This window comes from Candidatus Neomarinimicrobiota bacterium (assembly GCA_041862535.1).
Classification (GTDB): Bacteria; Fidelibacterota; Marinisomatia; order SCGC-AAA003-L08; family TS1B11.
In genome coordinates this window covers 1-24,644 of record JBGVTM010000229.1, presented here as the reverse complement: position 1 = coordinate 24,644, position 24,644 = coordinate 1, and the positions used below count along the sequence as shown (strand labels likewise).

General features: G+C 52.8%; 10 protein-coding genes and 1 pseudogene. All 11 read right to left on the bottom strand.

Annotation, left to right across the window (positions count from 1 at the left end):
• The coding region (locus ACETWG_08440) for a leucine-rich repeat domain-containing protein (protein MFB0516618.1) at positions 1–4,086 on the bottom strand (4,086 nt) is incomplete at its 3' end.
• A 39-nt stretch (positions 4,087–4,125) separates the two neighbouring features.
• Positions 4,126–4,551: pseudogene (locus ACETWG_08435) on the bottom strand (LamG domain-containing protein).
• A 251-nt stretch (positions 4,552–4,802) separates the two neighbouring features.
• Positions 4,803–7,775: a beta strand repeat-containing protein gene (locus ACETWG_08430; GenBank protein MFB0516617.1), complete on the bottom strand. Its 2,973-nt coding sequence runs from the start codon at positions 7,773–7,775 to the stop codon at positions 4,803–4,805.
• Between the two features lie 67 nt (positions 7,776–7,842).
• On the bottom strand, positions 7,843–8,520 hold the full coding sequence (locus ACETWG_08425) for a CsgG/HfaB family protein (GenBank protein MFB0516616.1): 678 nt from the start codon (positions 8,518–8,520) through the stop codon (positions 7,843–7,845).
• 699 nt (positions 8,521–9,219) lie between these two features.
• Positions 9,220–12,960, bottom strand: coding sequence for a glycoside hydrolase family 2 TIM barrel-domain containing protein (locus ACETWG_08420; protein ID MFB0516615.1), 3,741 nt, complete (start codon positions 12,958–12,960; stop codon positions 9,220–9,222).
• Between the two features lie 45 nt (positions 12,961–13,005).
• Complete coding sequence (locus ACETWG_08415; protein ID MFB0516614.1) at positions 13,006–14,136, bottom strand: arabinogalactan endo-beta-1,4-galactanase; 1,131 nt, start codon at positions 14,134–14,136, stop codon at positions 13,006–13,008.
• Between the two features lie 52 nt (positions 14,137–14,188).
• Positions 14,189–16,432 (bottom strand): glycosyl hydrolase 53 family protein, encoded by a 2,244-nt coding sequence (locus ACETWG_08410; GenBank protein ID MFB0516613.1) that lies wholly within the window; start codon positions 16,430–16,432, stop codon positions 14,189–14,191.
• Between the two features lie 126 nt (positions 16,433–16,558).
• The gene (locus ACETWG_08405; protein ID MFB0516612.1) at positions 16,559–18,661 is read right to left on the bottom strand and encodes a T9SS type A sorting domain-containing protein; all 2,103 of its coding nucleotides are present in this window, start codon (positions 18,659–18,661) and stop codon (positions 16,559–16,561) included.
• Between the two features lie 94 nt (positions 18,662–18,755).
• On the bottom strand, positions 18,756–19,784 hold the full coding sequence (locus ACETWG_08400) for a PorV/PorQ family protein (protein ID MFB0516611.1): 1,029 nt from the start codon (positions 19,782–19,784) through the stop codon (positions 18,756–18,758).
• Positions 19,785–19,821: 37 nt separating this feature from the next.
• Positions 19,822–23,331: a hypothetical protein gene (locus tag ACETWG_08395; GenBank protein ID MFB0516610.1), complete on the bottom strand. Its 3,510-nt coding sequence runs from the start codon at positions 23,329–23,331 to the stop codon at positions 19,822–19,824.
• Positions 23,332–23,377: 46 nt separating this feature from the next.
• The coding region (locus ACETWG_08390; protein MFB0516609.1) for a TonB-dependent receptor plug domain-containing protein at positions 23,378–24,644 on the bottom strand (1,267 nt) is incomplete at its 5' end.

Sequence of the window (24,644 nt, the reverse complement as noted above, 5' to 3'; positions counted from 1 at the left end):
CTTATCCTCAGTAGCCTGCACCGTGGGCGCTGAGGTGATTACCGGCGGATCATTCACCGGAGTAACCGTCACTGTGACTATCAGGGTGTCATACAGCTCGCCATCGGAAGCAATCACCCGGAAGGAGGTATCCACCGCCCCTTCCAGGGGAGTCCCGAAGACACTATCAGCCGCGGCCTCAATCCAGGATGGCAATAGGTCGAAGGTTAAGATGACGGTGCTGTCTTCTGGATCGGCAGCTGTGGCGTGGTAACTGAAGTACTCATCCTCGGTGGCGCTTGCCGTGGTCGGTGAAGTGATTACGGGAGGATAGTTTACCGGCGTTGCGCTCACCTCATTCGAATTCTCGCTCTCATTCCCCGCACTATCCACCGCCGTGATGCGGTAGAAGTACTCCTGCCCGTTAGTAAGACCGATGTCGGTGTAGGATGTGTCTGGTGGGGTACCAACCACGCTGTCAATCAGGGTGGAAGCCTGCGACGTCGTATCCCGGTAGATGCGATACTTGGCGAGATCGGCTTCGGTATTGGCATCCCAGGTGAGGGTGACCTGCCCGTTGCCGGGGGCGGCAGTGAGGTTCGTGGGGGCGGCGGGGGGTAGGTCGACCACAGTAACCTTTGTTGGCCGACTGTAGAGAATCAGGTCAGTCGCGAGAGAATTGGTAATAACGCTGGAATAAGCACCAGTATCAGCGTAATCAACCACCGGTATGTTGTAGGTGCTGGCGTTAGCTCCTGTAATGTCAACACCATCCTTCCGCCACTGGTACTGGTTATTCTGCCCACCGACAACTAATACTAGTGTAAAAGGATTACCTAAAGTAGCAGTAGTATCTCCCTCAATACCCACGCTGTCCTGGGGAGCATAGGTGAAGAGGGTTCTTGGTACTCCGATATTGGGCTCGATATCCTCGAAGGTTAGTTGGTTGTACTCCACAGTCAGCGTATTGAGGGAATCGATACCGGAAAGATCGGACAGGTCGGTGAGCTGGTTGTTACGCAGCTCCAAAATCTGTAGAAGAGGTAGGTTAGCGATTTCTGGAGGCACGGCTCCGCTCAGTTGATTATACATTAGAGACAATGAGGTCAAGGCGCTGAGGTTGCCTATTTCCGGCGGGATGGGACCGGTGAGATGGTTGCTGTGAACGCCAATCTCCTGCAAGTTGGCTAAGCTGCCGATCCCGATGGGAATGTGGCCGGTAAGTTGGTTCCCACCAAGATGCAGACGCTCTAAACTGGTCAGGTTGCCGATTTCATCAGGGATAGTGCCGGTTAACTGATTGTTCCCAAGATTTAAATATGTCAAATTATTCAGGCTGCCAATCCAGTTGGGGATAAGCCCGGTCAACTGGTTACTCGCAAGAGATAACTCTGTTAAATTGGTCAGGCTGCCGATCTCGCTGGGGATGGGACCGGTAAGTTGATTCCCGCCAAGTAACAGCTGAGTTAGACTAGTCAAGCTGCTGATCTCAGTAGGGATAGGACCGGTTAGTTGGTTATCAGATAGTTTAAGCTTCGTCAAGCTTAACAGGCTACCGATCCAGCTAGGGATAGGTCCTGTCAATAGGTTACCCCAAAGAGATAGGTCCGTCAAATTGGTTAAGCTGCCGATCTCGGTGGGGATGGGGCCGGTAAGTTGATTCCCGCCAAGCAACAGCTGGGTTAGACTAGTCAAGCTACCGATCTCAGTAGGGATAGGACCGGTAAGTTGGTTACGAGCTAGTTTAAGCGTCGTCAAGCTTGACAGGCTGCCGATCCCGGTGGGGATGGGGCCGGTGAGTTGGTTGTAGCTGACATAAAGAGACGTCAGACTTGCCAGATTACCGATCTCAGTGGGGATATTACCGGTGATTTGGTTGTGGCTGAGATAAAGGTACGACAAACTTGCCAGACTACTGATCTCAGAGGGGATGGATCCGGTAAGTTGGTTCCAACCAAGATCAAGACCAGTCATGTCGGAGAGATTGCCGATCTCAACGGGGATATCACCGGTGATTTGATTTTCACGAAGGCTAAGAAAAGTCAGGCCGGTAAGGTTACCGATAGCGGTGGGGATGAGGCCAGACAGGTTATTGTTGCGCAATTCAAGCATGGTAATCCGGCCGGTCTCAACGGTCACCCCATGCCAAGTCGATACTGGCCCGGTAAGCCAATTGGTACCAGTCATCCAGCCGGGACCCCCGGTACTGTCATATAGTACTACCAAGGCCAGCGAGTCCTGTTGAAGGGGCGTAGGTAACGGCGTTGCGTTGTCTTCGCTAGAAAATCCACTCTCGTTCCCGGCATTATCCACTGCCGTAACCCGGTAATAATAGGTGAGCAGATAGCTCACATTGCTGTCCATGTAAAACGTATCCGGCGGGGAGCCCACAACGCTGTCGATCAAAGTGGAGGCCGGTGAGGAGGTATCCCGGTAAATGCAGTACTTGGCCAGGTCCACCTCGCTGTTGGCATCCCAGGTGATGGTGACCTGCCCATCACCGGGAGCGGCGGTGAGGTTGGCGGGGGTGGCGGGGGGTGCATCCTGCAGAAACAGCACATACACCGCTCCCCGGTCAGGCCCGCCGTCTTCATCATACCAGGCTCCAACGGCCAAGTCTGTCACACTGTCACCGTCCAGGTCACCTATGGCCGTCAACGATTTGCCGAAGTTGTCACCATTATACAGCGTAGCGGTGAAGTTGCCCGCCGTGTTGCTGATCTTCTGGAAGGACTTCACCGTCCCACTGGTCTGCATGAAAAGTACATACCATGCTCCGTAGTCAGTCCCGCCGTCGTCATCATAATAGGATCCTACAGCCAGGTCGGTGATCCCGTCATCGTCCAGGTCACCAACGGCGGCCAGCGAGCCGCCAAAGTAGTCGTAATCATCCAGCACAGCGGTAAAGTTGCCCTCGGTATCACTGATCTTCTGGTAGGACTTCACCGTCCCATTGGTCTGCATGAAAAGCACGTACGCCGCTCCGCGATAAATACCACCGTCGTCATCCGCATAGGCTCCAACAGCCAGGTCCATCACCTCATCACCGTCCAGGTCACCCAGGCCGGTAACCGAGGCGCCGAATGAGTCTAAAACATTCAACGTGGCGGTGAAGTTGCCGGCCGTGTCACTAATCTTCTGGAAAGACTTCACCGTCCCATCGGTGTTCATGAACAGTATGTATACTGCTCCGTGATCAGCCCCGCCGTCGTCATCATGATGGGCTCCCACGGCCAGGTCCGTGACTCCATCACCGTCCAGATCGCCCAGGCAGGCTACCGAGACGCCGAAGTAGTCTAAGTCATCCAGAGTGGCGGTGAAGCTGCCCTCCGTAGCGCTGATCTTCTGGAAAGTCTTCACCGTGCCATCCGCCTGCATGAAAAGTACATACACTGCTCCGTGACTAGTCCCGCCGTCGTCATCATAACAAGCTCCCACAGCCAGGTCAGTGACGCCGTCACCGTCCAGGTCACCTATGGCCACCAGCGAGACGCCGAAGCCGTCAACATCATCCAGCACGGCGGTGAAGCTGCCCTCCGTGTCGCTGATCTTCTGGCACGACTTCACGGTCCCATTGGTCTGCATGAAAAGTACGTACACGGCCCCCCGGCCAATCCCGCCGTCGTCATCCGCATAGGCTCCTACAGCCAGGTCGGTGACCCCGTCACCGTCCAGGTCGCCCAGGGCGGCTACCGAAACGCCAAATTGGTCATCATCATCCAGAGTGGCTGTGAAATCGCCTGCGGTGTCACTGATTTTCTGGAAGTTCTTCACGGTGCCATCGGTGGCGATGAGACTGGCAGGCGGCGGGAAGGGGGGTGGTGTCACATCTACGGGCGTAGCACTATCTTCACTCGAATACCCGCTCGCGTTCCCCGCTTCATCCACTGCCGAGATGCGGTAGAAATACTCCTGCCCGTTGCTCAGGCCGGTGTCAGTGTAGAAGGTATCCGGCGGGGAGCCGACCACGCTGTCGATGAGAGTAGAGGCAGGTGAGGCGGTGTCCCGATAGATGCGGTACTTAGCTAGGTCCGCCTCAGTGTTCGCGTCCCAGGTGAGACTCACCTGCTGGTCGCCGGGGGCGGCGATGAGGTTGGTGGGGGCCAAGGGTGGGCCTCCCAGGTAAAGATTGCGTATTTCCGATGAGGTCAAAACTTTCGTGTATATGCGAACATCATCTAGTGTCCCGTTAAATGAGTTTTGTGCACCTGATACTCCCATCATAGCGCCGCCAATGAATATGTGAGCAGTATAGTCAGTGCCGTAAGTCCATTGGGACTTATATGCCGTGCCTTCCAATGCACCATTGATATATAGACGAAGACTATCTGCGGACGACCAAGTCATAACCACATAATTCCATTTGCCTGTTGGAACCAAGCTTGTATCAATCCTGAGTATCGGAAAAGTACCATCGCTGATAAATGCTGTAAATACGCCTCCAACACCAGGGTCATACCACAGTCCAAATCCTTTTGGCTCGCCCGTTTCTGTATTTACTACAGTATGAACTCCCGTCATCCCTGACGATTTTATCCAGCTCGCATAGGTTAAATCCGAACCCTCCGGCACAATGGTAGAGGCAACACCAATATCTATCCGGTGGTCTTCAGTTACCCCATCTATTCCAACAAACTGGTATGCGCTGTTTGCATTCCCAAATCGATCTGTTGTTAAGCTAGGACCTGAAATGGTTCCGTTGTGTCCATTCCCGCTTTCATCGTCGGCGTTGCCATTGAAGGGGTAATAAGCGACGAGACCTACAGGAGAGGTGCTTACTTCGTTGGAAGCCGCGCCCTGGTTCCCGGCACTGTCTACTGCTGCTACCACGAACCAATAGGTGTGCCGTTGCTCAGGCTAGCGACGGTAAAGATGGTGTCGCTGGTCTGTCCCACTCCCGCACCGGTGGTATCGAAGCCGCTGGTGCTGCCCTGGTAGACGAGGTAGTGGCTCAGGTCCGGCTCGGTGTTGGCGGACCATGTAAGGGTGATCTGCTGGTTGCCGGGGGTGGCGGCGAGGTTGGTGGGAGCGGCGGGGGGAACAGCCACCAAGAATGTCTGTTCCGAGGCAAAGGCCGAACCGGCGAAGCCTGCATCCACCGCCTGCACCGACCAATAGTAAGTACCATCAGGCAGGTCATAGAGGGTCCAGGTGGTATCGTGGTTGGTATTGCCCAGGGCCGCAATCCGCCGGAAACCGGTAGCCGCGTCCGCCTGGGCAGGCATGATCTGGCTGCCGCCTGGTGTTGTACCGACCCGCAGATTGTAGGTTAGACCGGGCGTGGCCGTCTCCGTATCGGTAGCACTGCCCCAGCTGAAATCCACCTGGCTGCCAGATAATGACGCGTTCATACCGCCCGGCACGGTGGGGGCTGTATTGGGTGTGGTGGCGTTGTTGCGGTAGACGATGGAGTGACGGATGCTGGAGGCGTCCTGCCCGTTGGAAAGGATATCCAGGTCTCCATCGCCGTCGTAGTCGCCCCAGGCGATGTCCGATTCCCGCAATCCCGTTAAAGAAACAGCCTTGGTGAATGAACCCGCGTCGTTGCGGTAGATATCAGTATACGCCCCACTACCGTAGGCGCCTGTCGTCAGGATATCCAGGTCACCGTCATTATCATAGTCACCCCAAGCTCCTTCGCCGTACACGATCTCCTGGAACCCGGCGGCATAGGTAAACACCCCCGCAGAGTTCTGCCATACCTCCGTGCGGTCGTTGGCATTATAGCCAGCCAGCAATACGTCCAGGTCACCGTCGTTGTCGACGTCGCCCCAGGCCACCGTACCGTCTCCCAGTGGCGTGATGGAGGTACTGACCTGGGTGAAGGTGCCCAGAACGTTCAGGTCGTTGCGGTACAGGGCGGTGGTATTGCCGACCCATACACCGCCCTGGAGGATATCCAGGTCACCGTCGTTATCGTAGTCACCCAAACTCACGGAAACTGTCTTGGTCAGGTTAGTCGTGAAGACCGAGAAGGTCCCGTTCTCATTCAGGTAGAGGGTGTTATGCAAGACCAGATCCAGGTCGCCGTCGTTGTCCAAGTCTCCCCAAGCCGCCGACCCGGAGGTTTCAACGGCCAGCCCGGCGCTGATGGGCGTAAACGTCCCGCCGCCGTCGTTGCGGTAGATATCATTGATCGCACCCGCATCCGAATTTCCATAGAGGAACAGGTCCAGGTCGCCATCACCGTCGTAGTCCCCCCAAACCGCAATGCTGTAGTTCACCGCCGGCAGGTTGGTCGACACGGCCGAGAATCCGGCCCCCGTATAAGCGTAGAGTGCCGTCACGCGGTTGGTACCATCGTGGCCGGTGATCAGGAAGTCCAGGTCGCCATCGTTGTCATAATCAGCCCAAGCCACGTCGCCGTCGCGCACGGCGGGAATGATCAGCCCCAGGTCGGTGAAGGGGGGTTGATCATTCTCTAGTATTGAAATTCCTGCGCCTGCATGTGAGATTGCCAGATCGAGATCACCGTCATCATTGAAGTCGCCGGTGGTTATTGAATTTTGTTGATTTCCGATGGATGCTGTTAGTGTTTGGGTGAAATTCCCGGCCGCATCATTTTTCAGGATTGAGGCTGTTGACGATCCATAGTTTGCTGTCCCTAAATCCAAGTCTCCATCGCTATCAAAATCTCCGATAGCTATGGCCTGAGGGCTAGCACCGACGGATGGCGTTGAGTCTTCAATGAAAGTACCAGTCCCGTCATTCTTGAGAATCGAGACAGTGTTCGAGTTGGTATTTACTACACAGATGTCTAAATCGCCGTCATTGTCGATATCCCCATTGGTAATTCCTCGAGTGCCGTCACCCACCGAAAGGGTCGAGCCTAATGTGAAATTACCACTCCCATTATTCACCATAATTGTCACTGTTGCGACGTTATGTGAAAAGGCCAGATCTAGATCAGCATCCCCATCAAAATCACCTGGGGTGGCGGAAAAGAGTCTCGTGCTAAACAGGAGGGTTTGTTCTAAAGCGAAGTTACCGATACCATCGTTACGAAGAATTATGGATTCAGCTTCAGTGGAAGAAGTCTCAACCACAACTAAATCTAAATCCCCATCTCCATCAAAATCTCCATTAGCCAGGCTGTTGCCTCCTGCCGAACCAGTGTTAGCCGATGAAAATTGAGAAAATGTACCACTCCCATTATTTTTCAGAATGGATACTGTTTTCGAGCCATTATTCAAGACCGACAAATCTGCGTCTCCGTCGGCATCGAAATCCGCTGCTATTATTGATGTTGGGTAATTCCCTACATTTATTGTTGAGTTAACGGTGAAATTTCCATTGCCATCATTCATTACAATCGAGACGTTATGTGAAGACCAATTGGCAATAGCCATGTCCAGGTCCCCGTCTCCATCATAATCATTTGTGGCAATCGACTTGGGTAGATCTCCAACACTTACACTTCCCGCACTTCCAAACATCCCTGTTCCAGCAGTTGTCCCTATCGCAAACGTCCAGATGTAAGGCGTCGTCATCGAGCTTCCACCGGAGTTCTTTATTCCTGTAGTAAGTGTTACAGATACAAACTCACCAACTTTGAAATCAGTGTCAGGATTGAAAACCACTATTCTTGTACCAGCATTATAGTTGATATCGGTACTGGTGTGCAGGCCACTCTGTGAGCCATTCACTTTGATCGTAGAATTTGTAAGCGTAGCTGAATTAATATCCTGAGAGAATTCAATATTGATATTTGTGGACTTGTCGCTATTGAGTGCGTTGCGCGATGGAGAAGTAGAACTAATCCAGGATTGGGCCAGGCCAAGGTGCGGTATTAGCATGGCGAAGCATAGCATCAGGACCGGGCAGGATGATTTTTTTATTTCGACCTCCATCTACACTCTCCCTTCACTCCACCGGCGGCAGTTGGGGTGGCAGAGGGATATCTGATACGGGTGGTGCCGCGCCACCGCTCGTGAGCAGGTACGCCGCCCCACCGCCGAGGATAGCAGCCCCGGCCACGTAGAGCAGCCAGCGTGACTTCTTCTTCGGTTGGGCCACCTCTTCGGGCTCAGGAACCGGCTCGGGCTCTTCCTCCATTAGTGTGATCTCTTCCAGTCTCGGCTTGCCTACGATGTCCCAGGCCAGGGACTCGATCTGTTCGATGAGGCCGTCGATCTCGCCGCGGTAGTTGCGGGTCATGGTCTCGACGATAGCGCCGGTCTGCACGTTGATGATGCGGATATCCAGCAGATAGGTGTTGCCCAGCTTGCCGATGGAGCCGGCGACCATCTGCGAGACACCCAGCAGCTGGCCCACTTCCACGGCGCATTCGTCCGAGGTGCAGCCGGTGAGCTGGAAGTCCTGCTCCGTCAGGATCCGGTTCATCTGCCCCCGCTCAACGACCGTCACCTCCGCCGTCTTGACCAGCTCGGATCGCAGCCGGTCGGTTAAGGATGCAGTTTCGGCGGCCGAGATGCCGCGGCCTTCCAGATCCAGGACTGCGAGCGATTCATTCCGCTGAGCACAGAGTATCGCCGTAAAACAAAGGAACCAGAGTAGGAACTGGATGCCAGCTGTCTTCATGGGCAGACCTCCGATAACACTTGGAGAACGGGAGAGGATGAAAGGAAGACGGATTTTAGGTGTGAAATTCCGTTGTGAGTCCGGAGGATGGGGCTCGAGTATAATAACAGGTTAGGGCAACCGTATATTGCCCGGATCACTAATAACTCCCTTCAAGAAGATCAGATATGACCCTCAGATAATATATAATATCTACTGAAATCTAATGTTTTACTGATATTTATTCAATAGTTCCGCAGGCACGATGTGATGGGAATTATGGCTGATAGTGAGATGGAAAGGGACACCCGGGAGAAGAAAGATTGGATGGTCCAAGGAAACCTCGGTTGCCAAGTTGAGCATCTGACAAGCAGTTTGCGGGTCAGCTGTTGGTAGCCCTGGTCGCGTATTCAACCCGGATCTGCAAATCAGCCGTTTTCAGGCCTGAAAGGCTAGCCCCTTCCCCGCCCCCAGGACATGCTTGGTGAGCTTTGAAAGGGATTCCTGGTCTGTGCCGCTAAAGATCTGCGCGAGATACTGCTCGGGGAAACACATGTAGATCTAGGGAATAATGTGCTGATTTGGGATACAATTTGGATACAGACACCATCTCTTCCTTCCAGCGAGGAAAGCCCGAAAAATGCCTACGCAGTATTTGACCGGGGCTCAAAGGCATAAATACTGCTATATCAGTTTGTAAAAGGATTATATAAATTCTTATCAGTCTGCACCACCTGAGATGGGTTTAAGTGTAATCGAATAGGAGTATTCCTGGGGATAAGTGCGGTATCGAGGGCGAGTGGGGACCGGTGTGCCGCCTACACCGGTAATTCTATGGTCAATGTTTAGAATTACCGAGCCAGCCTCATGAAGCTGGAAGGCGTACCGGGCGCGATCAAGATTATCATACGGAGTGGCGCTTACGTTCATAACGGAATCAGCCGTGATCATTAATCCGAAGCCGTCACTATCCTCAAGTTTTATCCACCTGACATCGGTCTTATTTCCATGATCCTGGGGGACAACATACGGTACATACTGCTCGGCCAGTGTACCTGTATACACACCAATTTCGGCTCCGGTTTTCCGGTCAGGATACGTTTCGAAAGGACCGCGGCCGAACCAGGTGATCCGCTTATATCTATCGGGCAGGTGCATCTGAATTCCGAACCGCGGCAGCCAGCGGATCAAGAAATCTCCGAAAGGAGTGGCCTGGTGCTCGAGGATGATCTCCCCCGCACCATTCACGGTATATCGGTAGCGATTTTCATAACCTGTTATAAGGTCGCTCGCCTTGCAGCGTGTCTTGCAAGTGATCACCACCTTTTCGCGTGCCGGCCGCTCAACCCGCACTTCTTCGACGCGCTCATCCCGGCCATCGAGCCCTATTGCATACCAGTCAAGCGCTTCAGCCTCTCCCCAGTCGGACATCTCGTTCGGGATCGGTGCTCGCCAGAGATTGAGCCTTGGTCCTTGCTGGAATAATTCACGATCGCGCACCTTCATGGATACCAGCGTGCCTGCATCTCGGTCGAAAAGATAGGTGAAATCATCGCCTTCAACCCGAATCTGATTCCCTACTTCTTTTACTGCAAGGGGTGACGATGATCGGGACTGCGGGCGGGATAGAAGTATCGGCAGTTTGAATTGATCAAAGGCAACCTCATGATCCATCGGTGCCCAGGAGATTGGCTCTTTGAGCCGGAATGCCACTTTAAGGAAATATTCCGCATCAGTCTCAGGCGATGGTAAACGATAAGGGAGAGGTATGATTTTATCAGACCTGGGAGCTAGGGAGAGGGGCAAAGAACCATTCTCGATGATCTCACCATTTCTTGTTATCTCCCAGATACACTCCAGCTCGGATAAGTCTGTGAAATCATAATAATTCATGACCTTAACACGCCCGCTATTTAAATCTATGGGCATTACTCGCACAGGGGCGTAACTCCTTCTGACTTGCCACAATTCAGGTTGCACCTCACGATCAGCAAAGACCAGCCCGTTGATGCAGAAAGGACTTATGCCATAGCTGAAATAGGCTCCAGATCGTTCATACCGGTCTAATTCCAGCCATAGCAAAGTGGACGAGACCGGCCCCTCCAATGCGAGCAGGTCATCGCTGTTTAAAGCCGCGCCGTGGATCCGGACCCGATCAACGATCATATTCGCCAGCCAGCCCGGGAATTGATCAGTCTGTCGCTGAGCATCCCTTCCAATATTAACCGGATATATGCTCCGCTTTATCAACCCTTCGGCAGATCTGGAAGCGCGCTTTTCCCCATCGATGTAGATCCGGACCATCTGACCATCATAAACACCGGCCACGTGGTGCCATTTGTAATACCAATCTTCCGGCAAGGATGCTTTAACCCTTATGTGTCGGTTGAGATGCACATAAAACTCCAGGCTGTCGAGGTCTGATTGAATGAGACCGTATTGCTCACTTCCTTTAGTTATGATGGGATTGCCGTTAAACCACAGCCGTGGATATACCCAGGCATCCAGGGTGAGCTGGTCGCCAACCTGATCAAAGACGGGATCGTTATACACCTCAACCCAGTCATCCAGGCCACTTAGTGCCAATGCCTTGCCAAGCTTACCTGCTACGATCTGCGGGCGACCCATAAGCGCCGAACGAACCTGGAGTGCCGAGAGATCCGGGGTGGTGATCAAAGTGTCCGTGAGCCCCTGATCCACCCAGTCCCAGATGTAGCCCCCCTGGAGGCGAGGATAATAATGGATGGCCTCCCAGAACTCATCGAGATGACCGACACTATTGCCCATGGCATGACTGTATTCGCCCATCACGACCGGTTTACCAGGCGACTCGCCCAGCTGTTGCAGCTCGGATGGGCTCAGGTATCTCGGACCGATTATATCTACATAAGGGGCCTCCCCCGGTGGCCTATTAGACTGGTGATATAAAAACCGTGTCGTATCATTCTTTTCCGCGAATTCGGCCATGGCGTAATGAGCCATGCCCAAACCGCATTCATTGCCTGTGCTCCACATAATGACACAGGGACGGTTCTTATCGCGTTGAATCATGCGGGAAAAGCGGTCAAGATAGGCGTCCACCCATTCCGGTTGGTCAGCAAACCAGTCTTCGGCATAATGGCATTCCGCATTGACTTCATCCTGAACATATATGCCGTATTCGTCGCAGAGTGAATACCACTCGGGATCGTTTGGATAATGGGATGTCCTGACGGCGTTAATGTTGAATTGCTTCATAAGCGTTATATCTTTGATCATCACCTCCCGCGGCACCGCACGCCCGTACCTGGGGTCATGTTCGTGGCGGTTTACCCCCTTGATATCAATGGCGACGCCGTTCACGTGCATCTGCCCGTTCTTTATCTCCAAGCGCCGAAAACCCACCCGCTCACGTATGGCTTCTATAACCTCACCCTGCGTATCGAGTACTTTAAGTATCAAGGTATACAGGTAAGGCTTCTCAGCCGACCAGTGATGAGGCGCGGATACGGCGGCGCTCAGACGAAGCGTGTCCTCTAGATCCAGACTGAACGACTTCTTGAGATGCAGAATCGATGGTCTACCCTTATCGGAGGGGAAGAGCTCTGCTTCCAGTGAATACTCTTTCACCTTGCCCGATCCATAGTGATGCAGAATGGCATCAATGCTGAGGCCACCGTCGATACAGGCACTGTCAAGTGTGGCCTGAACGAAGAAATCGCGCAGGTGAACCTTCGGCGCAGCGAACAGATACACATCCCGATAAATCCCTGCAAAACGCCACATATCCTGGTCTTCAAGGTAGGAGCCGTCCGACCAGCGGACAACAGCAACGGCCAGGAGGTTACTCCCAGTCCGTACATATTCCGTGACATCGAATTCAGCCGGGGTCATTCCCCCTTGATCGTAACCAACATATTCACCATTCAAATAAACGAAAGCCGCCGACTTCATCCCCTCGAAATGGAGGAAGATCCGCCGGCCCTCCCAGGATTCCGAAATCACGAACGGGCGCAGGTAGCAGCCGGTTGGATTCAGACTGTCAGGCACGAAAGGCGGATCGAAAGGAGCCAGGGCCTGGGGAACATTGCGATACATGTTATGCCCGTAGCCCTGTGTCTGCCAGACACCCGGAACCCGGATATTCCCCCACTCACTGGCTTTAAAACTCTTCCGGTAGAAGTCGGATGGAACCTCTAGCGGATTCTTGAACCAGCCGAATTTCCAGGTACCGTTCAGCGAGAGATACCAGGGTGAGGCTTCCCAGTCACCATTAAGGGCAGTCCTAACGTCAGGAAAGGGGATTAACGGCACATGGGTTGGCTCCTGGTTCTCCGCAAACATTTGCGGATTTTCGATATACCGATTCCAATCGATCTTCTTTTGCCAGGGGGGCAGGCAGCCAGTTAGGACTACCAGCCCGAAAGCTGCAATTCCAAATCGCAACGCCATACGCCGGTTGTGATATCTGTCAGTGGCCATTGCCCATGCTCCTGGATGATCTCTAAGCGAGAACTTTATATACCACTACTCAATCCCTGTAAAAGCATCAATGGAAGGCAGTACTTTCCCATCGAAGTCAAACAGTGCCGCGTTCTCCCAATGCGAACCCAGACCCTCAACTGAAATCCACTCCGGCTCCCAATAATAGATACCTTTCCCATGATTGCCAGGGACACCCTGAACAATAGCACGGAGTTCTCTGAAAAAGGCTTTCTGCCCATCCAGAGTCGGTGGATAGCCGGGATGCAGATCAGCATCCGTGCCGAAGATATTATGTCCCTTATCAAAGCCGTCGCGTTCCGCCCACTGAAGCGTCCAGGGATAGGCCGTCTCAACAATAATGATATCTCTGGCATAACGATTTGCCAGGTCGGCCAGGTTGGCCTTCAGGGAGTCGAATGTCCCATGCCACTTAGGATAAAACGACAATCCGATTACATCAAACTCCACCCCCTGCTCGCGAACGTTGTCGAAAAACCATCTGCATATCCGATTGCTGCCGCCGTTATCTATGTGGATCATGATTTTGATTTCTTCACCTTCCCTTAAACAATCCAGCACACCTTTCCGTGCCGCCTTCAGCAGCTGGGCCAGCTGATTCCACTGCTCCTTCGTATCATACTCTCCGCCAACCCGCCCATCAGGCCATAGCATGCCCGGACGGATCTCATTCCCTAGCTGCACCATTTCAGGAAGAGTGTTCTGATTCCTCAAAGTGGTTATCACGCTCTTGGTGTAAAGGTAAAGGCTATCCTTCAGTACCGTAAAGGGCAACCCTTCCCAGACTTTGGGTTTATACTGCTTGCCCGGATCGGCCCAGAAATCGGAATAGTGAAAATTGAGCAGGAAGTGCATGTCTTGAGCCTTGATCCGCCTGGCCATCTCAGCCACCTTTTCAAGGGTGTTAAAATCCCCAGCTGGGGTATGCCACAGCTTAAGCCGAATAGCATTAAAGCCATGACTTTTTAAAATCGAGATGGCATCTCGTGCCTCCTCGCCATCGTAAAACTGTCCCCCATAATGCTCAATTTCGGCTAGAAAAGACACGTCGCCACCGATGAGGGAATCGTTGCTGCCTGCAGTGGTTTTACGATCGCAACTCGTCCCGGCCGCGAGGACACTAATAATAATGATGACGGAGAATATACGGTACATAGTGACCCTCCTTTTAACGGATACAAGGACTGGTTGTTAACTCAACCGATAATTATCGCAATAACACCATTTTCCTGGTGAAGCTGCTTCCCCCGGTCTTTAAGACCAGATAGTAAACACCAGATGCAACACCTACACCGTTACTATCTTCACCATTCCAACTTAATGTGTGTGTGCCGGGCTCTTTTATGCCGCTATCAAGTTGGCGGACCAGTCGCCCCTGCAAGTCGTAGACCGATATAGCCAGGTAGGACCTGTCCGGAATTTGGTAGGTGACTACCGTGGAAGTATTAAAGGGATTGGGGTAAACAGGCATTAAAGAATATTCAACTGGAGCCAATCTGGCATCGTCCTGAATAGCAACTGGCTGTTTCTGTGTAAAATAGACCCAGTGTAAAGTGGTATCCGTTGCCTCAAAGTCCGGCCTGATAGAGAGCACCCTGTTCGCCCCCTCTTCCAATCCATCCGAATCGGCATTTTCAATGTGAAACTTATATTCCTGCTGGAATCCATCCCCAAGGGCGTCGTGGGGTATATAAAACACTCCTGACCAGAAAGAACCACCGTTAACGCTGTTCACTTCCCGGGTCAACAGCAGTCGGGTTTCGTCCCAGGACAGTGGTGGATCGCCCCTAACTCCTACCGGTCCATGTACATCCGGCTCGAATAGGCCCGAATCCATCAGCCGACCAAGGTTCACCCGATAGAAAATCGCCACGGAGTCATCGTATACCGGGTATGGACGCCAGTACTGAGTAACGCTCTCTCCTGTGCTGTTATAAAACTGAATCGGCAGCGTCGTATCGGACTCCCCGACTACCACTATCCTGGTATTCCCTGCCGGATCATCGTACGGTGTGACCGGCCCCTCCCATCCCAGGCGCAAAAAGGTACCCGTCTGCCGATTCAAACCGGACCAGAACTTGAAGGACAGCTCATCTCCGGAGCACATCGGCAGCGTGATGGTCCAGTAATCGCCTCCGGTATTCTGAAGCAGCAAATCGGAGTCTGCCCCCCAGGAGACCCTGCGTCCGTCGGATAGATAGCCCCCGCCGCATCCGGTGATCTCCCCCCGTATCTGGGCCACATGATGCGGGTACAGCGTGTCATAATTGGCTGCGGTGTTCAGACGAATCGTCACATTCATGCGAGGGATCTGGGAAGGATCCAAGGCGAGGGCATCGATAGATTCAAGGGTCTCCCCATCGAAATCGAACAAGGTGACATTTTCCCAGGCGGAACCCAATTCTGGAACGGAAATCCACTCCGGTTCCCAGTAGAATATTCCCTTTCCTTGGCCGTTGGGCACATTCCGTACGATTTGTCCTAAATCGAGCAGAAAAGCCCTCTGGCCCGCCACGGTTGCCGGATAGCCCGAATGCAGATCCTGCAGACTGCCGTAGATATTACCGATGACGTCTTTACTGGCCAGCGTCCAAGGGTATCCGGTCTCCACGACGATTAAATCCTGGTAGTAGCGGTTGGCCAGGTCGTAGAGGTTGGCCCGCAGATCATCGAGGGTCCCGTGCCATTTGGGATAGAACGATAAACCAATAATGTCTATGTCGACACTGTCCACACCCTGCCTAAACAGGTTATCGAAAAACCAGCGTACGGCGCCGTTATCACCCCCACTGGCGTGATGGATCATGATTTTCACGGTGTTATCGGGACCAAGGCTGTCCCGAACGGCGCGGATACCGGCATTGATCAGACTGGCCAGCTGGTACCACTGGAGAGAGGTGTTGTCACTGCCACAGACATGTCCCTCCGGCCACAGCATTCCACAGTTGATCTCGTTACCCAGCTGAACCATATCCGGGAGCACATCCGCGCTTTTTAATGCCATGATCGTGTGATTAGTGTATTGATAGAGGCTGTCCTCAAGCATTTCAAAAGAAGGGAGATCTTTCCAGGCTTTAGGCTTATACTGCTTGCCGGGATCGGCCCAGAAATCAGAGTAATGGAAATTCAGGAGGAATTTGAAGCCCAGCTCTTTAGCCCGGCCGGCTATGATCCGGACCTTTTCAAGGTTATTGTAGGGCTCAGCCGGCGTATGCCAGATTTTCAGCCTGATATAGTTAAAGCCGTGGAGCCGAAATATCTCCAGGGCATCCTGGGCTAGGCCGTCATCGGTGTACGTCCCCTCATAATCCTCGATCTGTTTCAAGTACGAAACATCAGCCCCAACTATGAAGTTGAGCGAATCTACACCATGTACGATCCCGGGCAGCCACCCCAGTATGAAGACCGCTACTGCCAACCGGGAAGAATATGAACGACTATGACGCTGCATTTCCACAATCGGATATTAGTGAAATAGAGGGGTGTGGCCAGAGGAAGGCCACACCCCTCTCAGCTGATTGCCGAGTAATCCAAGTATTGGATCTTCAGTCCGCTCCTGAAATTCCTCCTTCCCCATTTAACGTAACAGGGTCATCTTATGCACCTGACTGAATTCCTCCGAATGCATTCTTACGAAATACACTCCTGAAGCCACCGTGCTGCCTGATTCGTCCATACCGTTCCAGAACACCGAATAGTGTCCCGGTGCAACGACGCGATCAATTAATGTCATAACCCGTTGCCCCAAGATATTATAGACAGCAATGTTTACCTTCGCAGTCGTGGCTACCTCGAATCCGATAATCGTAGTCGGATTGAAGGGATTGGGATAGTTCGGTTGCAGCCGCCACTGCCCGGGGACTCCGATCGCGTGCTCATTAACCGACAGCGGTTGAGTAAAATCAGGTGGTGTTTCGACGGCCAGATTCCCTGGAACCCAATCGAGTACCGGAAAGTCATAGGCTGAAGGCCAGATCGTCTCCCCATCAGGTACGTGTGATTCGGGCCAGATAAATTGGAAATAGCGCCTTCCATATAACAAACCACCACCGTTGGTTATCCAGCCACCATCCTGGGTGTATCCGACAATGAATCCAGCCTGGTAAACCGTGGGAGCGGATAATTCCAGGCTGCCCGAATAAACACCGTCCGCGTCATCGTCACTCAACATCACGCCCCGGGTGAGTTCGTCACCCCATAGAGACATGCCCTGGGAAAGCGCCATGAGCGATCCCTCAAACAAAACGTAAGCTGTGTCCACTCCCGGACGGAACAGTGGATTAGCCGTGTTCACCTCTGCATCCGCGGCATTGGCCATGTCGATGTTGAAGGTAACCGTAATGGGATCGGTCAATACTCCTTCCGGTGGAATACTATTGAAGAACTGGTAATCTCTGCCGAAATCACCTGCAACAACTTGTGATGATGCATCCGTGTAGGTATACATCCGGTTCGCTCCGCCGGTAACACTCGGTTCCTCCCAGTATTCCGTCAAATCGAGGCCCGGAATGTAATTTGGACTGGTCTCATCCACACGGCTGGAGTCAAACCGAATTACGTACTTGTAAGGGAACTCATCGCCGGGGATTTTCTCGAAAAGGTCCTGTGCAATCCAGTGACCAAGTATTGGCTGGTATGTTAAGGGCAGGGCTTGACTGGGAATGGTCCATCCTTTCGGGCCGGCCAGCCAGATGGCGTCGCCGACCGAGCGATCGAAAAAGCCCAGAGTCTCCAGGGCGCCAGGATCAACTCGCCAGGTTACGGTCGCCTTGACCGCTGTCAGGCCGGTTGGTCCCTGATCGTTGAAATATGCCCAGTGAATCGTCGTGTCCCTTGCGTCGGCAATGAGATCAGCCGAGAAGGTGAAGGTGCGATCACCAGTCGTTTCCCAGACTTCGCCACCGCTGCCATCGTCATAAACGAATTTAAACCCTTGCTGATCGTCCGCACTTAAATCCGCCACGGCAACGTAGCCTGCACCCGACCAGAACGAACCACCAACGCCGCTGGTCGCTTCCCTGATAAGGGTGGCAATTTGCGTCCACGGGTCCGGTTCTCCCAATGGTGAGCCACCTTTGGCGATAACCGGCCCATTGGTAGCCGGGTCGAAATCCCCTCTTTCTTCGGCACCGGCCATGTTCACCCGGAAGTAGACGGCTACGGTATCCGGTTTCGGTTCGTATGGCCGCCAGTACTGGTCAACCGAACTCGTTGAGGAATTATAATATTGAACCACAAGAATCGTATCGCTCGCTCCCGTTATCAGAATCCGGTTGTCGCCCCCCAACCCGTCCGGATTTACGAGAGGACCTTCCCAACCGTCCCAGACAACGGACGTGCCGGTAGTTGCATCGAATCCGGTCCAGAACTTGTACGCGAGTGTATCGTCGGGATTCATCTGGAAGGTTTTCTCCCAGTAATCCCCGCCGATATTATCGAGGATCAAATCGGAAGTTGAATTCCAGGTAATGCTGTTCCCATCCGGAAGCGTCCCTTCCGCACCGTTGAGCTCACCACGGATTTGGACAAAGTGATGGTCACCAAGTGTGTCCAGCACGGTTGCCGAATTAAACTGTATCGTGACGTTAATTGCCTGCCCCATCAACGGCGTGGCAATTCCGCTGAGGATACCAAGAAGTATCACTCTGCTGCATAGGCCGCTGATAACGCTTCTGTTCATGTTCACCCCCTTCCGGCGGATTTATTAATTGCCCGCCAGGTTTTATTATTCGATTATGCGCTCTCCATCTCTGACTGATGAAGAGCGCCAGGAACTAAAATCCCACACTCAAAGTGAAGCGATTGACGCCTCCAAGGTATTGAAAGTCCTGAAACGCATAGTCTATCGACATACCTCGGTCTCGTGCCCACGGTATAGAAAGTCCCGCTCCGAGGGTCAACCCGCGTACATTGTCTTCCAGAAATAAATCATTATAGCCGCCTCTCAGGACCAAGGTCTCACGCCATAAGGCACATTCCAAACCGATATTGACACCGGCGGCATTGTCGTTGGGATTGATACCGTCCATCAACCAGGTGACCCGCATTTGGTCAGACTCCAGCAGCTCTGCGGACAGACCAATCCGCATGATCATGGGAAGGTCGAACTTATCAGTCCTGAGACCACCGACGATAGTCTGGTTGTTACCTCTTTGATCCGGGGCGATATCCACCCTCACGTTCAGATCCTCGCCATCCATCTGCATCTTACTACCGAAGTTGGCAATGCTTACACCCAGCCGAATTCCCCTGAGGGGCGTGTTGAAAAGTGTACCTACATCGAATCCGATACCATTCGCGTAGGAATTATATATTCGTTCCTGGATATATTTAACCGTGGCTCCGATTGAGAAGCGATCGGTGAGACTTCGAGCGTAAGTAACCCCGACAGCGAGACTGGCCGCCGTAAAGGTCTCACCCGTTCCCATCTGGAACTGCGGCGTAGTTACATCCATCTTCTCACTAGTGAGATTGGTCACGCTTATGCCAAACCCTCCCAGATTCCCCAGAGGAATCGCCAGGCCTAGGTAATTGAAATCCAGCCCCGGCAACCACGGCGCATAGTCGAGGGTAACCGCCGTACCACTGAGTCGGGACAGTCCACTGGGATTCCAGAACAAGGTGGTGGCGTCATCGGCGAGGGAGACGTACGCGCTTCCCAGGGCCGTACCCCGGGCACCGACAGGGATGCGCAAAAAGGTTGCTGCCGAGGTCCCCAATTTTTTCACAGCCTGGGCCTTCCCGTCAGTCGAGGGAATCAGCACCAATGCCAGACCAACGATGAAGACCTTGAACCTAATCACCAATGATACTTCCTTCCCAATCCGGCATCATCCCGGCTCATTTAATGATCGCAAACGTTCCGGTTTTCTGACCAACACCCGGTGCATCCACATGGTAGATATAGACACCGTAGGCAATCGACAGATTCTCTTTACTCAGCACGTCCCAGATAGCGGTGCCATTCTCGAGCTCCGCCTCATGCTCGATGATATCAATAAGAGTTCCAGCCACATTAAAAATCCGAATGGTGCAGCGATGAGGCAGATTGATGAAATGAATTTCCCTGGGACCACGGCCACTGCTGTAAGGATTACTGGGTTCCCAGGACTCGGCGGCTAGGTAAGGATTAGGTACCACGCGGATTTGGTCCAGCTGCTCGCGGGCCAGGTCTTCCGACAAGGCCGAACCGGTCATTTTAAACTGGTAGACATCTGCGGAGAGGAATGGTTTGCGCAGCAGGATATCGAGGGTATCGCCCGGTTGCGGATTACGACCGCCAAGCTTGAGCAGAAGACTGATCTGCCAGGTATATGTGAGTCCTCCTCGGCCATCCTCCTCTAACAGGAAAATTATGTCGGTATTTTTGGCACTTGCGGTGTCTATATTGAACAGCCCATCCGCTCCATAAACGTCACCAAAGGCGAAAGCGACTTCGTTGCCGCTTAAAAGGTTTACTACCTTGAGGTTGACCGAAACAGCAGGCAGAGTGGCAAAACCAAGACTGGTATCATACGAAGTATACAGTCCCGGTTCCCCGATGATAATCTGGTAATCGTTCGGCCGTTTCTCACCGCTTATGCCGACAAACGTGACCGGCTCGAAGGTGAAGGGAAAGACTTCTTCATGGTTCCAACCGGAGCTTTCCGTATTCAGGGTGACAAATTTTTCGGTTTCCAGTTGCAGCTGGAATCCATCAATGACCGGGATTTCATCTCCCTCTTCAAACAGAACACTGTTTCTGATTTTGACACTATTCTCTGTGATATCTGTAACGGTGAAATCACGTGTAGTGAGTGTATCCCCGGTCGACCCGGATATAATGGTATCTCTGAAGGTGATTTCGTAGATATGACCATCCTTAATACTCACCGGATCAATGACACGGCTGATGCCGATCTTCCCGGTCGCACTGCCGGCGACATGCTCGAACCACTCCACCTCGGGCGGCAGGTAACCGGCGGCCGGGCCCGTGGGTCGAACCACGGCCACATTCCGACCGGTCTTAATATTCCCCTGCTGATCGACATCAATCTGGACCGGACTCTCGGTGGGAGCGATCTCCGCCGCTTCATACCCGAAATCATAGGCCGTGACGATATAGAAATAGCGCTGGCCATTCACGACCGGGCTGTCGACGTGCGAATGGACAATTCCGGTATCTTTTCCCAGGTCGAATTTGATCCCGTTGATATCGATAGGATGCAGACCGGTGATGTTGTCTTTCAGATCGAACTGCGCGATCGGTCGCATCAAGGTCCGCGTGCCATAGGCATCGGTTATGACCAGGGCATCTTCGAGGGCCGAATCTGTGGCACGATAGATGCGATAACCTTCAAAGTCGTTGGCTTGACCGCCCAGACTCTCTATGTAACGATCAAAGGAGTATTCCGCCATATCATCCCAGTACAGGGTCACCTTGCCATCACCGGGGACGGCCTTCAACTTCGGCTGGAGGGGGGCCTGGGCGAACTGATAGTCAACCTCGTATGCCTGGGTGGCATGCGCTTGCTTCCTGATAGCGCTTTCGATGTCGGCGTTTTTATCAATCCCTCCATCGGCAATGGCTACGGATACGGCCATGCGCTGCCGCTGGCCGGGATCAAGCGGGAAAAATCCACTGGATACGTAGGTATCGTATTCGCCGACGGGTCGCGGCAGATCGAAATTGCCCGGAACCATAAAACGATTCCAGAAATAGCTATCCGGCGAATTAAATGTGATCGAACCGACCGGGATCTGAACCGCACTGGTCAGACCGATTAAATCCGTCTCGGAGACGTCGGTCTTGTCGATATTAGCTTCACCGGGAAACTCCGTGCCGGCCCCGCTGGTGGGCACCCCGTCACCTTCCCCGGGATCACCGGTATCCCCAACACCATCCATACCGGTGTCGTTCTGCAAGATTCGCCAGTCCTGGTCGTTATCAAAGCCATCGTCCCTGGATTCGTCGATCATGGGGGCCACATTATCGTAGGACAATTCGGCAGCGGTTCCAGTAACCACAAAGCCTCTCTTTACCGTGTCATCAGGCTCAAAGGATAAATAGTTGATATAGCGAACCGGTCTTACCTCACCGCTGATCTCATCGAAACGCTCTAAGTGCAGGGTTAACCGCTCATCGATCAGCCCGTCCAGGTCCTCATCCAACGAATTGGCAACCGTATCCTCTTCGAGCGTGATTCCACCGGCAGGCAGCTGGATTTCGCGGCCAAGTGAAACGACCGTGCCACCCCCTTCGGGATACAATGTGACGTACCGATCAAAAGTCTCTTCTTCGATAAGAACGATTTTGTTTCCTGGCAGCAGGCTTCGTGGTTCAAAATCGGCAGCAGTGAAATGGGGCACGCGTACACCAGGATCACCATCTATCGCCATGAGCAGGCCCTGATGCTTAAATGCGTCAGCGTCGCCGTCATTATCTATGCCATCCACTTGATTACCGGGCGTTTCTATATACTTCACCGCCGCTACACCGACTGGATCCGTGCCGAAGGGCTCGGTGCCAATGCGATCACTATCAGTCAAAAAGGCAACGTCGGTTAGAATATCTACATAGGGTTCATCATCCAGACCATCACCTCCAACCCAATCGGCAAGGAAGATGAGAAACGAGGCCTTTGGGATACGTTTGGTCCCATCGTTCTTAATATCGTAGATGAAAAAGACAACATCGTTGATGAGAATTTGAGTCCAGGTGAGAACCCGCACATCCATCAGTAGTCCTATACCGCCACGATCGGGATCGGTTTCATCAGGTATACAATTATAGCGGTGATAAGTGTCGTCGCTGGTCCGGTAAAACATCTCCACGTCCGCATTGAAGATATTTTTACCGAAGAAACCATTCCAGGAACCGACCCAGCCGGGGTCTACCGGATCATCCCATTTATCCCGCCAGCCCCCTTCAGAACCAGGAGGCCAGGTGAATTCGTCATCACTCCGGGCGAGCTCTTCTGAGTATGGATTGAGAAACCCGGGATGGACCGGTTCCATGGTCCAGGAATCTCCCTGCGGACTGCTTCGCCACATGGGTACATCCACAATCTGAATCACATTCCCGTCTTCATCGGTAACCTCCCCTCCCAACCATATGGCTACGATGGATACATAGATCTTGTCACTATTTTTAGGATACTCGAATGGAATTGATTGAGGCTCCTCGTTTGGAGCCCCACTCAGGCCATTATTAAAAATGGAAGCCCGGATTCGATTGCCGTCCATATTTGAGAAACGGCGGTATTCATCGTTCCCCCGTTGATCAGATGGCACATGATCAAGGATCTGGGCTTTTAGATCGAGCCCCGTCAGATAAACGAAGATCAGGAAAGCTCCGAATACATACCTCATAAGAGGCCTGAGTTGAGAGAGGATCACCCTACTTTGCCCGGAGAGACTAAAATTCATAGCTGATTCCCAGCAATATCTGGTGCGGTTCAGCATAGTATTCAGGTCGGATGAAGTAGCCCTTGTCCGCTTGAGTGACCTGAACCTGACGGATAGTGTACCCGGCTTCCCCGGTGTCAGAATAGACTGTGGAGGGATTATCGGTATCAAATAGGTTATAGATTTGTGTCGAAATCTTTACAACTCCTTCTCCCAGCTGGAACTGTTTGAAGGCATTGATATCCACGGTGAAGCGGGGTGGTTTGCGGCGGCTGTTCTCAGCCAGTCCCATAATAATACTCCGCCCCACGCGCTCACCAGTGAGGATCTCGGGTGTATAGGGCTGACCGGAATTGTAGCGGGCCAGGATACTGGCACCCAAACCCGGAGACCCAAAGAAAAGATTCAGATTCAGGGTATGACGCTGATCCCAGTTCAAGGGGGCCAGCTGCCTGGTAGGTTCGGCACCCTCCAATTGGGCCCAGAACTCATCCTCCGGAGCGGAATTGGTCCCTTCGACAATCTGCAGGGTATAGTCACCCTTGAAGGCAAAATGATTTGACAGGCGCCGATCAACCATAACCGTAATACCCCGCACATTCGCAAAATCTCTATTTATTCTGGTGGCATACGAGACACCGGCCACAATCGTGGGGATAGATGGACTGGAAGAGATCCAGTCCCGAATATCGCGATAAAATCCCGTGACGTTGATCGCCAGGTTATTCGTCAATTGCTGGCTTAGTCCCAGCTCGTACATCGTTGTCCGCTGGGGATTCAGGTCAGGATTGCCGAAGGGGCCATAGGTCTCGGCAGCCCTGGAGACCTTCCGCTCATCCCCATTGTAGAGCAGGCTGTACTCCGGAATCTGTTGGAATATGCCATAAGAAAAATGAATCACCCCCCGATCTGTAATCGGGTAAGCGATGCCAAACCGGGGACTGACTTGATATTTGGCTTCGACAGCTCGATACCAGAAATCCTTCCGCTCTTCGAGGCTATATTCGTTCTCCTCCACCTGCTCACTCAACTCGATCACTCCATCCCCGTTCAAGTCCTTATACTTATGATCCAGTTTGAAGGGCATGTATACGTTAGGATCTTCTCGATCAATAGCGATTTGGCCGTTGACCCAAAAGGCGTCCAGCCGTAAGCCCACATTGATGATTACGTTTTCGTATTCCATCTTATCTTGGATGTAGGCGGCGAACTTATCGGGCGTTCGGGTGAACCTGTCATGAGTCAGCTCAGTCGATGGCATCACGATCGGCTGGAAG